This is a genomic window from Streptococcus sp. SR4 (assembly GCF_000517725.1).
Classification (GTDB): Bacteria; Bacillota; Bacilli; order Lactobacillales; family Streptococcaceae; genus Streptococcus; species Streptococcus salivarius_F.
This window is the reverse complement of record NZ_AZYW01000019.1, coordinates 26109-40611: the sequence shown is the minus strand read 5'-3', so window position 1 is coordinate 40611 and position 14503 is coordinate 26109. Positions and strand designations below refer to the sequence as shown.

Below are 14503 nucleotides of genomic sequence, written 5' to 3'. Positions count from 1 at the left end.
TTGAAAATCCTAAAAATAAGCACAAAAATAGCAGCTAAATCTGACCGAAAAAACGTTGATTTAACTGCTGTATCTCTTGATTGGACAATATTTCAACCAAGTAAGACGACAAATAGTTGTCTATATTATACCTAATTTTTTACTTTTTTGCAAGTTTTCTTGGCAATTCCTAATGCCCTCCAAGAATGCTAGACCAGGCTTTTTGATAGTCACTGTCAGTTCCACCAATAGCAAACTTGTAAGTCGTATCTCCAGGTCCATTTTTAGCCCAGTAAGTATCAACCATTTCACCACTTACAGAAACATTACGACCATTGACAGACACTGTTGCTGGTTTAAGACCTGTTGATTTGAGCACACTTGCCTTAATGGCACTTGAATCGATATTAAACTTATCTCCCGTTTTGAAAATACCTGGATTAGCATTATAGATAGCGGAAGTCAAACGAGCCATATATTGCGCATTATAGGTGTAACCCGTTTTAGAATTGGTTGGTGTATTATTGTCATAACCAGCCCAACCACCAAGAGTAATACCAGGCGTTGACACAATCAACCAAGCATCCGCAAAGTTATCTGTCGTTCCTGTTTTACCCATCCAGTCCGCTGAGGCTGCTGCACCATTGACATTTTTCAATTCAGAATGAAATTGAGTTGTTGCTCCCTTAACTACCACTTCTTTGAGCAAGTTATCCATGATGCTAGCCGTAGCTCTTGAAAAGACTTGAACCCCTTCAGATTTATGCTGATAGATAACTTCGCCAGTCCGGTCGGTAATACTATCAATCATATAGCCCTTCTCATAGACGCCACCATTTGAAAGCATTTGATAGGCATTTACCTGTTGGGCAACCGTGGTTTCAATTCCTCCACCAAGAGGCAAACTCTCGATATTGTAATTAGCAATCTTATACCCCATCTTGGTCATGTAACCCTCAACATCAACATCATGACGTTGAAGCATTTGGTAAGTCCAAAAGGCTGGAATGTTCCATGAGGTATTGAGTGCCTCTTGTAGGTTCATCATAGCTGTACCTTTATCACCATCATGGAGAATAGGCGTTCCACCCGTAAAATTAGTTGGGTAGTTAGAAAGGATACTTGAGCTACCCATCAAACCTTGATCAATAGCAATTCCATAAGCGATAATAGGCTTAATAGATGAACCTGGGGAGCGTGCCGTATCAAAGGCATGGTTATTTTGATTATTTTCGTAACTACGACCACCAACAAATCCTAGAATTGCTCCAGTCGCATTATCCATGAGCACATTTCCAACTTCAACTCCACTATTGCCACCTTGGTCGAGGAGGCCACCATATTGACTCGCAGCATCTTGCATCGCATTATAAACTGCATTGTCAATAGTTGTCTTAACGCTGTAGCCACCGGTTTGGAGCTCTTGAAGAGCTCTCTCACGATAGCTTTCCTTTGTCTTATCATTTTTCAAATCTTGACTCGATACCTTGTCACGTTTAACGAGGTAATCATACATGACATCCTGAGCCTCAGACATGACAGAATAGTACAAATAGTCATGACTTACGGCATCAGACTTCTCACCGGCCTTGAAATCTTTAGTGATATCATAACTCTTATAGCTTTCGTACTGCGACTTATCTAGATAGCCACCGCGATAAAGATTGTAGAGTACATCTTGTTGACGTGCCAAGCCATAAGCAAGATCCTCTGCGTTTTTTAATTGACCGTCAGCTGTATAAGGTGAGTAGACAATTGGGCTCTGTGGTAAACCTGCCAGATAGGCAGCCTGAGGAACTGTCAAATCCGCTGCAGATACGCCAAAGATACCTTGAGCAGCCTCCTCAATACCAGCAATATTTTTCCCCTTGTTGTTACGTCCAAAAGGAGAAACATTCAGATAATCGGTTAAAATTTCATTTTTAGAAGCGCGACGCTCCAATTGTAAGGCATAGATAATCTCTGCCGCCTTACGTTTAAAGGTTGGCGCATCGCCTGTTACCTGTTGCTTGATTAACTGCTGCGTTAGCGTAGAACCACCACTTGAAGAGCCAACTCCCAAAACTGATGACACCAAAGCCCTAAAAACTGCCTTTGGTACAACACCCTTATGCTTTTTAAAATTTTCATCCTCAGTCGCAATGATGGCATTTTTGACATTGTTAGAAATCGCATCACTCTCAATAGGTGTTCTCAGCAAGTCAGTATCAATATCCGCAATCTTCTTGGAATCGGAATAGCTCATCGAAGATACCAAACTAACCTCACTAATCTGATTCAACAAGGTTTTGTCCTTAATCGATGGAACAGACTCAATTTGACTCCCCAGATAACCCAAACCAATTCCTGCACCGAATAAGGTAAGAACGATAATAACCACATAAAAGAAATCAGACAAGAGCTTTAAGGTTTTTAAGAAAACATCACCCATGTCTAAGAGTGTCATCCCATCCTCAGGCGACTTCCGTGCTTGCTTACGATTCCACTTAGATCCAGTCGTAGCTTTCCTTTCTTTAAAAGATTTATCTCCTCTTTTAGACCTAAAACCAGCAAACCTTGTGCGAATAGCCTGCCCTAGTCGTCTAAAATAATTTATTATTTTTTCAAAATTCATAGAAATACCTCAAAGCCTATTATAACAAACTTTGACAAAGCTTGCATAGGCCTACTTTCTTTTGGTATAATGGTGCAGAATATACTTTACTGGAGAATATCATGACAATTTTTGAAGAACTAAAAGCACGTGGCTTGATTTTTCAAACCACAGATGAAGAAGCCCTTGTAAAAGCCTTTGAAGAGGGACCAGTCTCATACTACACTGGTTATGACCCAACAGCAGACAGTCTCCACCTTGGACACCTTGTAGCTATCCTTACAAGTCGACGACTTCAATTGGCTGGACACAAACCTTACGCCCTCGTTGGTGGTGCAACAGGTTTGATTGGTGACCCATCATTTAAAGATGCTGAACGTAGCCTCCAAACCAAAGAAACCGTTGAAGGTTGGGTTGAAAAAATCCAAGGTCAGCTCTCTCGTTTCCTTGATTTTGAAAATGGTGACAACAAAGCCGTTATGGTCAATAACTATGATTGGTTTGGTTCAGTCAGCTTCATCGATTTCTTGCGTGACGTGGGTAAATACTTCACAGTTAACTACATGATGAGTAAGGAATCTGTTAAGAAACGTATCGAAACAGGTATCTCTTACACTGAGTTTGCCTACCAAATCATGCAAGGTTACGATTTCTATGAACTCAACGATAAGTACGGCGTAACCCTCCAAATTGGTGGTTCTGACCAATGGGGTAACATGACAGCAGGTACTGAGCTCTTGCGTCGTAAAGCGGACAAATCTGGACACGTTATCACAGTTCCACTTATCACAGATTCAACTGGTAAAAAATTCGGTAAATCTGAAGGTAACGCTGTCTGGCTTGATGCTACGAAAACAACACCTTACGAAATGTACCAATTCTGGCTCAACGTTATGGATGATGATGCTGTTCGCTTCTTGAAGATTTTCACTTTCTTGTCACTTGAAGAAATCGAAGAAATCGGTAAAGAATTTGACCAAGCTCGTCACCAACGTTTGGCACAAAAGGTTTTGGCTCGTGAAGTTGTTACCTTGGTTCACGGTAAAGAAGCCTACGAACAAGCTGTTCACATCACTGAACAACTCTTCGCTGGTAATCTTAAAGCTCTCTCAGCACGCGACCTTAAAGTTGCCCTTAACGGTGTCCCAACTTATGAGATTTCAGCAGATGAAAATCTGAACATCGTTGAACTTCTCGTTAATGCTAAGATTTCACCTTCTAAACGCCAAGCACGTGAAGATGTACAAAACGGTGCTATCTACATCAATGGTGAACGTGTACAAGACTTGGATTACACTCTATCAGATGCAGATAAAATTGATAATGAAATTACAGTTATCCGTCGTGGTAAGAAGAAAAACTTTGTCTTGACTTACTAATTTATAGCTATTCTCACTCCTTAATGGAGTGAGTTTTTTTGTTGCACTATATTTTACAATTTATCTACCAAAAAAGAGCAGTAGGATTGATTCCCAACTACTCTCTTCAGAACACAAAAAACCAGCACTAGGCTGGTTTTCGAGACTATCACATTAGTTATAGATTTTGAATGCGTCGTCGTCGTTTTGACCAACGAATGGCATTGCTTTACGCAATTCAGCACCAACTTTTTCGATTTCAAGGTTAGCAGCTTCTTCACGGTAAGCAGTAAGTTTTGGACGTCCAGCCTTGTAGTCGTTAACGAAGTCGTTAGCGAATTTACCATTTTGGATGTCAGCAAGAACTGCTTTCATATTTTCTTTCACTTGTTCAGTGATAACACGTGGACCTGATACGTAGTCACCGAATTCAGCAGTGTTTGAAATTGATTGGCGCATTTTCTTGAATCCACCTTCGTAGATCAAGTCAACGATCAATTTCATTTCGTGAAGCACTTCAAAGTAAGCCAATTCTGGAGCATATCCAGCTTCAGTCAAGACTTCAAAACCAGCTTCGATAAGGGCAGTCAAACCACCACAAAGAACTGCTTGTTCACCAAACAAATCTTCTTCAGTTTCTTCTTTGTATGTTGTTTCAAGAAGACCAACACGTGCTGCACCAACACCTTTACACCAGTCCATAGCGATGTCTTTAGCGTTACCTGTAGCATCTTGGTATACTGCGTAAAGTGCAGGAACACCAAAACCTTCTTCAAATGTACGACGTACCAAGTGACCTGGTCCTTTAGGAGCACACATGAAAACATCAACATCTTTAGGAACTTTGATGAATTCGAAGTGGATGTTAAATCCGTGTGCGAAACCAACAGCATTACCAGCTTCAAGGTTTGGAGCAATTTCTGCTTCGTAAAGTTCTTGTTGGATTTCGTCTGGAGCCAAGATCATGATAACATCAGCCAATTTAGTTGCTTCTGCTACTGTGTAAGTATCAAAACCATCTTCCTTAGCTTTATCAAATGATTTACCTGGACGAACACCGATGATCACATCGTGACCTGTATCACGCAAGTTTTGTGCATGCGCATGACCTTGTGAACCGTAACCGATAACGGCGATTTTTTTACCGTCAAGTGCTGCTACTTTTACGTCTTTTTCATATTCCATTTGAACTGCCATAGTAATATGTCTCTTTTCTAAAAAAATAATTTATTGCCTTTTTAAGGCTGGGTTAACAAATTTAAGTTGGATTTTTTAATCACGGGTAAATCCAGTAGCACCCGTACGAGCGATATTTTTGATTCCGTAAGGACGAATAACTCGTAGAAGCGCCTCGCTCTTTTCAGCATCACCAGTCATCTGGATAGTGATAGAGCTTGGTGCCACATCAACCACCGAAGCACGGAAAGGTTGAATAATCGCCAAGATTTCAGCACGTTTAGAGGTTGGTGCTGATACCTTAACTAGGATAACTTCACGTTCCAAGTGTGGCTGATCCGTGATATCACGGATGCGAATCACATCAATCTGACGATTAAGCTGTTTGATGATTTGTTCCACTTCATTTTGAGTATTCACATCAATAATAATCGTAATACGTGAAACGTTAGGATCCTCAGAAGCCCCTACAGAGATACTTTCAATATTAACTTGACGTCGTGAAAGAACACCTGTGAAGCGGTTAAGGACACCCGAACGGTTCTGAAGTTTAGCTGTTAACATTCTACGCATTGAACTTCACCCCCAACATTTCGTGATTACTCTTACCAGCCGGAACGATTGGCAAGACATGCTCTTTACGAGAGATATCCACCTCGATGAACATTGGCACGTCTTCCTTGATAACTTCCAAATCCTGATCAATTGTCTCTGGATTATCAAACTTGTAAGACTTAATGCCGTAAGCTTGAGCCATCAATTGGAAATCTGGAAGGGTATCAAAGACAGACTCTGATGTACGCCCTTCGTAGAAGGACTCTTGCCATTGACGTACCATACCAAGTGAGTGGTTGTTCAACATAACAACCTTGATTGGTACCTTGTAAATATTTAAGATAGCCAATTCTTGGTTCGTCATTTGAAAACCACCATCACCAACAAAGAGGATAACTTCTTTATCAGGATTAGCAATTTTGGCACCAATTGCTGCTGGGACACCAAATCCCATTGTTCCAAGACCACCTGAGGTCACCAATTGACGCTCATTTTGGTATGGATAATACTGAGCTGTCCACATTTGATGTTGACCAACGTCAGTAACAACAACGGCGTCACCCTTAGTCAATTCACCGATACGCTCGATAACTGCCTGAGGCTGTACCATACGTTCTTTCTTATCGTAAGAACGTACACGCTCTTTGTCTTTTGTGACTTTTTCAATCCATTTTTCAGTGTTATTCTGAACCACTGGCTCTGCCAAGAGCATTTCAAGAGCTTGCTTGGCATCACCAACAACTGGAAGGTCCACTGCAATAATTTTACCAATCTCAGCTGGATCTACATCAATATGGACAACCTTAGCATTCTTAGCAAATGTTTTAGGATTACCTGTCAAACGATCATCAAAACGACAACCAATAGCAATCATAAAATCAGCATCCGTCATAGCAATGTTAGCCGCATATGAACCGTGCATACCACCCATACCCAAGAAAAGGGGATGACTAGTAGCAATTGTCCCTTGTCCTAAAAGACTTGTGACAACTGGGATTTGGTAGCGTTCTGCAAAAGCAACTAGCTCCTTAGCAGATTCAGAATAAGATACCCCACCTCCAGCTACAATAACCGGCTTCTTAGCTTTACCCAACTGCTTCAAGATTTTCTTGATTTGCATTTCGTTTGGTCTTAGCGTCGGTTGGTAACTTGGAAGATTAATTTCAGGATCGTTGATGAAGGCTGTTTCCTTAGCCACGACATCTTTAGGGAGGTCGATAACAACTGGACCAGGTCGGCCAGTTGTTGCAATATGAACCGCTTCCCTAATAATACGAGGAATATCAGCTGTATCGCGAATCTGATAATTGTATTTTGTAATCGGCATGGTAATTCCGACAATGTCAGCCTCTTGGAAGGCATCCTTACCAATACCTGGTGTTGCGACCTGACCAGTAAAGACTAGGAGAGGTACGCTATCACTCATAGCATCTGCAATCCCTGTAATAGCATTAGTGGCACCAGGACCACTCGTTACAAGAGCAACACCGAGTTTACCAGTGGATTTGGCATAACCTTCAGCTTCGTGCAGACTTCCTTGCTCATGACGAGATAAGATATGATTAATCTTGTCATTTTTGTAAATAGCATCATACAAAGGAAGAACCGCTCCGCCAGGATATCCAAAGATAGTTGAAATCCCAAGTTCAAGAAGTGTATCTAGAATTAAATCAGCACCAGAGCGTGCTTCTTCAAGTTCAATTTTCTTCACATGGACCTCCTTTAGTAGTTGTTTTTTTCGAATTGTCTAAAAATTCAAAACCTTGTATACTATGATAACATTTTTAACCAAATTTGCAAGGGTTTCAGAGAAAAATATCACAAACTCTTCGGAAAGAATGTTCTTATTTTTTTTCTTGTGCTTGACGTTCTGCTTTACGTTCTTCGAATTCTTCGTCACTCATCAAAGTTCCGCCAACATTGGCCGATTTAGCAAAGGCTGTATAGCGACGCAACCAACCACTTGAAATTTTTGATTTGAAAGGTTTCAAATGTTTGCGACGTTCTTCAAGGGTTGCATCATCGACAAGCAGATCAAGGGTACGATTTGGTAGGTCAATCACGATTTCATCGCCATCTTCGATTAGGGCGATATTACCACCTTCTGCTGCTTCTGGAGAAACGTGACCAATAGCAATACCACGAGTAGCTCCTGAGAAACGACCATCCGTAATCAGAGCCACATCCTTACCAAGACCGCGTCCGACAATCTTAGAAGTTGGTGCCAACATTTCTGGCATACCAGGTCCACCCTGAGGACCTTCGTAACGAATGACAACGACATGGCCCTTCTTAACTGTTCCATTATCAATCAACTCAAGGGCCTGATTTTGTGAATCACAACAAATAGCTTTACCACGGAAAGTTTTAACAGATGGATCTACACCACCGACCTTGATAACAGCTCCATCCTGAGCAATATTTCCGTAAAGGATAGACAAACCACCAACTGGTGAGATAGGATTCTCAATTGGATGGATAATTTCTTCATTCTTGATTTCAGCACCAGCTACGTTTTCTTTCAAAGTCTTACCAGTAACTGTAATACGATCACCCTTAATGGCTCCTTTTTTAATCAACTGATTAATAATGGCTGGAACTCCACCAGCTTCATGGACATCATGCATAGTGTAAACACTTGAAGGTGCAATTTTAGAGAGATAAGGTGTCTTCTTGGCAATCTCGTTAATGTCTTTAAGATCATAGTCAATACCGGCCTCACGCGCAATAGCAAGCGTATGAAGAACAGTATTGGTTGAACCACCCATGGCCATATCTAGAGCAAACGCATCATCGATGGCTTCTTTGGTCACAATATCACGTGGGCGAACATTATTTTTGATGTTATCCATCAATTTTGTGGCTGCTTGACGAACCAATTCACGACGTTCATCTGAAACGGCTAGGATAGTACCGTTACCTGGAAGGGCAAGGCCCAAAACTTCCATCAAACAGTTCATTGAGTTAGCGGTAAACATTCCTGAGCATGAACCACAAGTTGGACAAGCATTTTTCTCCAAATAATCGAGCTCTTCCTTGCTCATATCTCCAGCCTGATAGGTACCTACAGCTTCAAACAAACTTGATAGCGTCGCTTGATGACCAGTCATGTCAACGCCACCCTTCATAGGGCCACCAGAACAAAATACTGCTGGCACATTAGTACGCATGGCCGCCAAAATCATCCCTGGTGTAATCTTATCACAGTTAGGAATGTAGAAAACCCCGTCAAACCAGTGGGCATTAATAACTGTTTCTGCAGAATCGGCAATCAATTCACGAGATGGAAGACTGTAACGCATCCCAATATGCCCCATGGCAATCCCATCATCCACACCAATGGTATTAAACTCAAAAGGAATACCGCCAGCCTCGCGGATGGCTTCCTTGGCAATATCTGCTAATTCACGCAAGTGAACATGCCCTGGAACAATATCAATATAAGAGTTACAAATAGCAATGAAGGGCTTTTGCATATCCTTGGCAGATTTAACTTGCCCAGTCGCATACAAAAGTCCGCGTGCTGGTGCCTTATCAACACCAACTTTGATCATATCACTTCTCATGATGTTACCTTCAATCTATAAAATTTCTTACAACATATGTTACCACTTTGGAAAGTAATGTCAAGGAATTTTCAGAATATTTCTGTAATTTCGAAAAGATGTCCCAACCGTATCAAAACTGACAAAACAAAAAGGAAGCCCTAAGACTTCCTAAATGATTATTTCAATATTATTCAACACTAAAGAGGTATGGATAAACTGGTTGGTCTCCTTGGAAGATTTCAACTTCGATATCTTCGTGAGCCTCTTCCAATTTTTCCGCAAGTGCTTGAGCTTGTTCTTGATTACCTTCTTCGCCGACGTAAATCATAACAATTTCACTGTCTTCGTCAATCATCTTGTCAAAAGTGTCAAGAAGGGCTTGATCCATATCTGGTGTAGACACAAGGATTTTACCATCAACCATACCAAGGATATCATTTTCATGAATCTCAAGTCCGTCAATAGTTGTGTCACGTACCGCCAAGGTCACGCTACCACTTGTTACATCTGAAAGACTAGCTGTCATAGCTTCAACGTTCGCTTCGATACTTTGGCTAGGATCAAATGAAAGCAAGCTTGTAAAGCCTTGTGGTACTGTACGCGTTTCAACAACAGCCGCATTGACATCTACTACTTCAGCAGCTGATTGTGCTGCCATAAAGATGTTTTTATTGTTTGGCAAGATGATAACATTCTTAGCATTGACCTGCTCAATAGCCTTAACAATATCTTCTGTTGATGGGTTCATTGTTTGACCACCTGAAATCACATAGTCAACACCTTGTGATTTGAAGATATCTGCAAGCCCATCTCCAGCAACAACTGCAATAAGAGCAAAGTCTTTAGGAGCAGAAGGTGCAGCTTGGATAGCTTCTTCTTTTTGAACTTGTGCATCGTGTTGGTTACGCATGTTGTCAACCTTAACTTTGACAAGAGCCCCATATTTAAGACCTTCTTGCATGACAAGACCTGGATCCTCAGTGTGGACGTGAACTTTGACAATTTCATCGTCGTTAACAACAAGGAGAGAATCCCCAAGGTTACTCAAGTAATTTCGGAACTCTTCATAGTCAAAGTCCTTCACATAAGTTGGACCTTGTTTGAGACCAATCATGATTTCCGTACAATAACCGAAGGTAATGTCTTCTGTTGCAACATGACCAGCAACTGACTTATGATGTTCTGCATTGATCATCTCTGTCATCGTAGCTGGTGTCGCTTGGAAGTCCTCTGAAGCGATATACTCACCTGTGAGGGCTGACAAGAAACCTTCATAAATGAAGACCAAACCTTGACCACCTGAGTCTACCACACCAACTTCTTTCAAAACTGGAAGCATCTCTGGTGTCTTAGCCAAGGCAGCTTTAGCTCCGTCAAGAGCTGCACGCATAACCTCAACAGCATCATTTGTAGATTCAGCTTTCTTAATCGCTGCTGAAGCTGCACCACGTGATACTGTAAGGATTGTTCCTTCGACAGGCTTCATAACAGCTTTATAAGCAACTTCAACCCCTGTTTGGAAGGCATGAGCTAGATCTTGGCCGTCAAGTTCCGTTTTGTCCTTGATACTTTGACCAAATCCACGGAACAATTGTGACGTGATAACACCCGAGTTACCACGGGCACCCATCAAAAGACCTTTAGACAAAATCTGACCAACTTCACCAACTGTTGAAGCTGATTGATCTGCGACAGCTTTGGCTCCGTTATCCATAGTCATTCCCATGTTTGTTCCAGTATCTCCATCTGGTACTGGGAAGACATTGAGTGAATTCACATATTCTGCTTGCTTACCTAGACGTGTTGCTGCCGCTTGGACCATCTCCTGAAGCAAGCTTGTTGTAATTTTAGACACTAGTTTTCTCCTACGACTTTAATATTTTGAACGTAAACATTTACCGTTTCAGCCTTGATACCGAGTTGATTCTCAAGATTAAATTTCACACGTTCTTGAATATTTTTTGAAACCTCACTAATCTTAACACCGTAACTCATAACAGTGTAGACATCCACAGTGATACCTGCATCAGTAGATTTCACGACAACTCCTTTTGCGTAGTTTTCTTTTCCAAGAAGTGCTTGAAAATTATCTCGGATAGCACTCTTACTTGCCATACCGACAACGCCAAAAATTTCTGTTGCTGAACCGCCAACTACTGTTGCGATGACATCATCTGACAATTCGATTTGACCATCTTTTGTATTGATTTTTACAGTCATAATTACTACCTCAAAAAGTTTTTATCAGCTTATTTTACCATATTCGAGCCTACTTGTAAAAAATAAGAAGAAGATACCCTTTGAATAAGAGTATCTCCTCAGTATTTATCATTAAAACTTTCTCTTTACGAGATAACGACGGTACATCACGTAGAGGAAGATCGCACGCCATACATTATCAACAACGGTTGCAATCCAGACACCAGCAAGACCCATTCCCAGACTCACCCCAAGGAAGTATCCTGAGAAAATTCGAATAATCCACATCCCAATAGTTGTCGCATAGAAAGGCATCTTAGCCTTACCCAGACCTTGCCAAACTGCTGTGTAAACTAAAGTCCCCGAAGTCACAGGATTCCCAAGGAAAGAATAAAGAATAACTACCTGGCTAGCCGCAATAGCTGCTTTATTATCTGTAAAGAGACCTGATAATCCTTGGCCAAAGAGCAAGATACTCCCTGAAACCAGAACCATCAAGAAGGTGGAAATCCAATAAGACTCTCGTATAATACGCTTCATCTGCGTCTTATCCCCTCGACCCAGACTATTGGCAACCAAGATAACCGTAGCCGTAGCGACTCCCATACCAGGCATATAGTTAAACTGAGTGAGGTTTTCACCAATGGCGTTACCACCGACAACGGCTGTACCAAAGGTAACAATAATAGCCACGATGACCACATCTCCAGCACGCATCATCAGTCGCTCACCTGCTGCTGGCAGGGCAATGCCCAACAAATCTCTATTAAAAGGTTTGGTAATTTCAAGCTGCTTCACATCCAGTTTCATCGCTTGCCAGAGTATCACTGTCCCAACCAGACGAGAGAAAACCGTAGCCGTTGCGACCCCAATAATCCCCCAATGTCCCACAAAGATGGCTAAAGAAGATAAAATAGCATTTAGAACATTGGTCAAAAGACTGATGACCATGGAAATACGAGGTCGTCCCTTGGCCCGTAGGATGTTACCAAAAGTGGTCATCAAGGCTAGGAAAACCACTCCTCCACCGACAAGAGCAAGGTAGAGACTACCAGCCTGAGTCACAGATTGCTCAGTACCTAAAAGATTAAGAATGGCCCCACCACCAAAAATGGAAAGTAGACCAAGGATGAGACTAAGAGCAAGGGTAATAATAATAGCATCCCAAGTGTCTCGGTTAGTCGCTTTAACATCACCTTTTCCTAAACTCCTGGCAATGACACTGGCACTTGAGGCTCCTAGAGCAATAAAGATAGCTTGGTAAATCGTAATGATATTATTGGCTACGGAAACCCCCGATATAGCGACAATACCCACCTGAGCCACTAGGTAAGAATCGACAACCCCCATCAACATTTGTAGAAGGTTTTCGGCCATAGCAGGCAAGGCTATGTTTAGAATTTTCTTTGTTTCTGTCATAATATTCTTTTCTATATTGATAAAAATAGGGCTGATTTCTCAGCTCCTATTTTTTTATTCTTATACACCAAGATAGCTTTCAACTGCTTTTTGCATATCAGCTGCCGCAACAACTGTTTTATGGCGAACTTCTGCATGTTCAAGTCCATCTACAGCAGCTGGGATAGCTACACCTGAAAGTTGGTGCAAATCTTCTACTGCCTTGAAATCACCCCCACTATCTTTACCAGTGACAGCTGAAACGGCCACACGTGGGAATTTGTATGGGCTAGCTGTTGAAGCGATAACTGTTGGTGTGTGGTCATCTGTCTTTTGAACATAGGCTTCGTAAACAGCTGAGGCAACTGCTGTATGAGGATCTTCGATATACTTGTCTTCATCATAGACACGCTTGATTTCAGCAGCTGTTTCATCCTCAGTTGCAAAACCTGCTGCAAACAAATCAAGAATATCTTTATCTGCATCAGCCAAAGTATACTCACCCTTAGTCACAAGTGCATCCATAAGCTCTTTGGTCTTAGTAGCATCATTACCAAGAAGGTGGAAAATCAAGCGTTCCAAGTTAGAAGATACCAAGATATCCATAGAAGGGCTTGTTGTTACCTTGAAGTCACGTTTCTTATCATAAGTACCCGTTGCGAAGAAGTCTGTAAGGACGTTATTTTCATTAGAAGCACAGATTAATTTGCCAACTGGAACACCAATCTGACGTGCATAATAAGCCGCCAAGATATTACCAAAGTTTCCTGTTGGTACTGTGAAGTTCACCTTATCTCCGTTTTGGATATGACCTGCCTTAACCAACTGTGCATAGGCATATACATAGTAAACCACTTGCGGTACCAAACGACCAACGTTCATTGAGTTAGCTGATGAGAATTGCGTATGATGAGCCAACAATTTCTCACGCAAATCAACATCATTAAACATACGTTTCACATCTGTTTGAGCATCATCAAAGTTACCATCAATGGCAATAACGTGCGTATTAGCTCCTGTTTGAGTGGTCATTTGCAATTCTTGGATTTTTGAAACACCATCTTTTGGATAAAAGACAATGATTTCAGTTCCAGGAACATCTGCAAAACCAGCCATGGCAGCTTTACCAGTGTCACCTGATGTAGCTGTCAAGATGACAATCTTATTATCAACACCTTGCTTTTTAGCTGATGTTGTTAGCAAGTAAGGCAAGATTGAAAGGGCCATATCTTTGAAAGCGATAGTAGAACCGTGGAAAAGTTCAAGGTTGTAGTGGTTCTTAAGTTTAACTACTGGTGCAATGGCAGCTGTATCAAACTTGTCATCATAAGCATTTGTGATACAGTAATCCAATTCCTCTTCAGTAAAATCATCCAAGAAAGCTGACAAGACCAATTTAGCAACTTCTTGGTAAGAAGCAGCTTTCAATTGATCAAAGTCCAAAGTAACCTCAGGCGTTGACAACGGTGTGAACAAACCACCATCTGTTGCCAAACCTTGAAGAATAGCCTGACTAGCTGTTACTTTATTATTTTCGTCACGTGTTGATTGGTATACAAGTGTCATGGTAAATCCTCTTTTTAGATAGTCTGTGGCTCTATTGTAGCATAATTGTCAGAATATTTCTACACGTTTTATGACTTGTGGAAAAATCATTCGGATATCACCCCATTTTCTCCTCTCAAAGACATGAAAAA

10 protein-coding genes are annotated in these 14503 nt (G+C 41.4%); 1 reads left to right on the top strand and 9 read right to left on the bottom strand.

All coding sequences use genetic code 11. The features are described from left to right. Window positions 1–169: 169 nt before the first annotated feature. Complete coding sequence (gene pbp1b / locus HMPREF1519_RS02180; RefSeq protein ID WP_022496095.1) at window positions 170–2593, bottom strand: penicillin-binding protein PBP1B; 2424 nt, start codon at window positions 2591–2593, stop codon at window positions 170–172. Window positions 2594–2694: 101 nt separating this feature from the next. Here pbp1b and tyrS point away from each other — a divergent pair, with 101 nt between their 5' ends. Continuing rightward, entirely contained in the window at window positions 2695–3951 is a 1257-nt protein-coding gene (gene tyrS / locus HMPREF1519_RS02175) for a tyrosine--tRNA ligase (protein ID WP_002885869.1), read from the top strand. Between the two features lie 153 nt (window positions 3952–4104). Here tyrS and ilvC read toward each other — a convergent pair whose 3' ends face one another. The 8 genes from ilvC to thrC form a co-directional block, all read right to left on the bottom strand. After that, window positions 4105–5127 (bottom strand): ketol-acid reductoisomerase, encoded by a 1023-nt coding sequence (ilvC, locus tag HMPREF1519_RS02170; RefSeq protein ID WP_002885764.1) that lies wholly within the window; start codon window positions 5125–5127, stop codon window positions 4105–4107. Window positions 5128–5202: 75 nt separating this feature from the next. Further along, window positions 5203–5679 carry an acetolactate synthase small subunit gene (gene ilvN, locus HMPREF1519_RS02165; protein ID WP_002892046.1) on the bottom strand — a complete coding sequence of 159 codons (477 nt, stop codon included), beginning with the start codon at window positions 5677–5679 and terminating at the stop codon, window positions 5203–5205. After that, a complete protein-coding gene (locus HMPREF1519_RS02160) occupies window positions 5672–7372 on the bottom strand; it encodes an acetolactate synthase large subunit (protein WP_022496094.1) in 1701 nt (566 codons plus the stop codon). The genes ilvN and HMPREF1519_RS02160 overlap by 8 nt, the downstream gene beginning before the upstream one ends. Before the next feature lie 133 nt (window positions 7373–7505). After that, the gene (gene ilvD / locus HMPREF1519_RS02155; protein WP_022496093.1) at window positions 7506–9227 is read right to left on the bottom strand and encodes a dihydroxy-acid dehydratase; all 1722 of its coding nucleotides are present in this window, start codon (window positions 9225–9227) and stop codon (window positions 7506–7508) included. A 169-nt stretch (window positions 9228–9396) separates the two neighbouring features. Next, window positions 9397–11064, bottom strand: coding sequence for a DAK2 domain-containing protein (locus tag HMPREF1519_RS02150; protein ID WP_022496092.1), 1668 nt, complete (start codon window positions 11062–11064; stop codon window positions 9397–9399). After that, on the bottom strand, window positions 11064–11429 hold the full coding sequence (locus HMPREF1519_RS02145; protein WP_002885694.1) for an Asp23/Gls24 family envelope stress response protein: 366 nt from the start codon (window positions 11427–11429) through the stop codon (window positions 11064–11066). The genes HMPREF1519_RS02150 and HMPREF1519_RS02145 overlap by 1 nt, the downstream gene beginning before the upstream one ends. A 111-nt stretch (window positions 11430–11540) precedes the next feature. Then, the gene (locus HMPREF1519_RS02140; protein ID WP_022496091.1) at window positions 11541–12827 is read right to left on the bottom strand and encodes an MATE family efflux transporter; all 1287 of its coding nucleotides are present in this window, start codon (window positions 12825–12827) and stop codon (window positions 11541–11543) included. A 60-nt stretch (window positions 12828–12887) separates the two neighbouring features. Further along, window positions 12888–14372 (bottom strand): threonine synthase, encoded by a 1485-nt coding sequence (gene thrC / locus HMPREF1519_RS02135; RefSeq protein WP_022496090.1) that lies wholly within the window; start codon window positions 14370–14372, stop codon window positions 12888–12890. Window positions 14373–14503 lie beyond the last annotated feature (131 nt).

What these genes read in the sequence shown, in the direction of transcription:
- pbp1b (WP_022496095.1), bottom strand. Translation starts at nt 2,593, where the DNA reads ATGAATTTTGAAAAAATAATAAATTATTTTAGACGACTAGGGCAGGCT.
- tyrS (WP_002885869.1), top strand. Translation starts at nt 2,695, where the DNA reads ATGACAATTTTTGAAGAACTAAAAGCACGTGGCTTGATTTTTCAAACC.
- ilvC (WP_002885764.1), bottom strand. Translation starts at nt 5,127, where the DNA reads ATGGCAGTTCAAATGGAATATGAAAAAGACGTAAAAGTAGCAGCACTT.
- ilvN (WP_002892046.1), bottom strand. Translation starts at nt 5,679, where the DNA reads ATGCGTAGAATGTTAACAGCTAAACTTCAGAACCGTTCGGGTGTCCTT.
- ilvD (WP_022496093.1), bottom strand. Translation starts at nt 9,227, where the DNA reads ATGAGAAGTGATATGATCAAAGTTGGTGTTGATAAGGCACCAGCACGC.
- HMPREF1519_RS02145 (WP_002885694.1), bottom strand. Translation starts at nt 11,429, where the DNA reads ATGACTGTAAAAATCAATACAAAAGATGGTCAAATCGAATTGTCAGAT.
- HMPREF1519_RS02140 (WP_022496091.1), bottom strand. Translation starts at nt 12,827, where the DNA reads ATGACAGAAACAAAGAAAATTCTAAACATAGCCTTGCCTGCTATGGCC.
- thrC (WP_022496090.1), bottom strand. Translation starts at nt 14,372, where the DNA reads ATGACACTTGTATACCAATCAACACGTGACGAAAATAATAAAGTAACA.